The sequence below is a fragment of the Acidovorax sp. KNOB132 genome, assembly GCF_057541515.1.
The window spans coordinates 1-1,699 of record NZ_BAAJYT010000476.1 but is presented as its reverse complement, the minus strand read 5'-3'; the positions used below and the strand labels follow the sequence as shown (position 1 = coordinate 1,699).

Sequence of the window (1,699 nt, the reverse complement as noted above, 5' to 3'; positions counted from 1 at the left end):
GTCAGCTACAACCACGACGCCACCGGATCGATCACCAGGAAGGGCGACAGCTACCTGCACTATGGCGTGGACGGCCGCATCGCCAAGGCCGGACCCAACGCCGACCCGGCCAACGCACTGGCGGTGAGCTACACCTACAACGCCCTGGGGCAGCGCGTGTTCAAGAGCGATGCGCGGCTGTCCGGGGCCAACAACCCCGCCATCACCACGCAGACCGTCTATGCGGAGGACGGCATCGGCAGCACCGTGCTGGGGCAGTACGGCAGCCGGCGGAGCAGCGACAGCGCGGCACCGGCGGGCGAAATGGACAGCACCGAGGTCATCTACCTGCCCACCGTGAACGGGCCGATGCCCATCGCCGCGCAGATCAACGGCAGGCTGTATGCCATCGATGCGGACCACCTGAACACGCCGAGACGCCTGACGAACACGCAGGGCCAGGTGGTGTGGCAATGGCTGATCACGGGGTTTGGGGAGGCCAACCCGACGACGGGAGCGACCGGCTACGCACAGAGCGGGCAGGGCAGTTCCAACTATGCGGAAGCCATCAAGTTCGACCTGCGGTATCCGGGGCAGGTGTTCGATGAGGAAACCCAACTGAACTACAACCTGAACCGGTCTTATGACCCGCCTTCGGGGCGTTACTTCCAGGCCGACCCGATTGGGCTGGATGGAGGATGGAATCGTTATGGATATGTGGGCGGGAATCCGCTGAAATTTGCCGATCCGACGGGCCTCAAGCACAAAGCGAATAGCGCTCATTGTTCGGCTTTACGTAAGAAAATTCAAAACCTGAATAACGACTTGGATGATCGTTGGAGTGATTTGGCGGCAGACCGACTAAACTTGCCTGAACGTCTTGGGCCGGGCGAGTTACTTAGCCAAACCAAGCGCGGTCACAGAACGATGATTAATGATCGTGAAAGTAATCTGCGCAAGTTCGAAAAACGGTATTCGGACGAGTGTGAGGATGACGACGATAACAGCAGTAGCCAAAGCTGCGATACCGGTTGCGCGGCTGCTAGCGCGGCGGCCACTGTCGGTGTGGGGTATGTTGCATACCGTTGTCTTCGCATGCTGCCATCGTTGTTTCCACCCATGTGGCCAACGATTCCCGCCAATGTCGTTCTTCCTTGATGCATCATGAATTTGATTCCATTCATACAGAGGCTCTCTGCCGCCGTTGTGGCCAAAGACAAAACGGAATTTCAAGAAGTTTGCTTTGATCTGGAGTACACCCAACTGGAATGTGAGTTCTGGTCGCAAGAGGTATTTGACTTCTTTGCTAATGCGCTACAAGACAAAGCGACTTGCAGTGTGACGGGCAGCAGCAGCTTGGTCATGAGTCTTTACAACGACTTTAATAAGCTGACAAAGCCACAAATTGCGAATCTGATAGCAATCTTCGATGAGAATGCAGAAGATTATGGCGACGAAATTTTGCGTCACTCAGTGAGCGATATGGTTGCGCGAAAATATCCAGCTGAGACGGCCATGAAGCTTTTTAAAAAATGGCGACAGAGCACCTCTTCGGAGTGCTTGCATATGGCGCAAGTGGGGTTGGAGATTCTAATAATGACGGGCCGCCTCGATTCAAATACTGAAAAATCTGCAAGGTTACTTCTCGGATCGACTAGATGAGTTACTGAAAAATAAAAAGCTAATGGCTGGGCTTTGCGCAGACCCCCGGCAACCCCGC

The 1,699-nt window shown here is 55.3% G+C and carries 2 protein-coding genes; both read left to right on the top strand.

Going from position 1 to position 1,699, the window contains the following annotated elements; genetic code table 11:
• Nucleotides 1-1,137 (top strand): RHS repeat-associated core domain-containing protein (locus AC27IO_RS23885; protein ID WP_498741141.1); only part of this gene is annotated, 1,137 nt, incomplete at its 5' end.
• 6 nt (nucleotides 1,138-1,143) lie between these two features.
• On the top strand, nucleotides 1,144-1,641 hold the full coding sequence (locus AC27IO_RS23880; protein ID WP_317356042.1) for a hypothetical protein: 498 nt from the start codon (nucleotides 1,144-1,146) through the stop codon (nucleotides 1,639-1,641).
• Nucleotides 1,642-1,699: the final 58 nt, after the last annotated feature.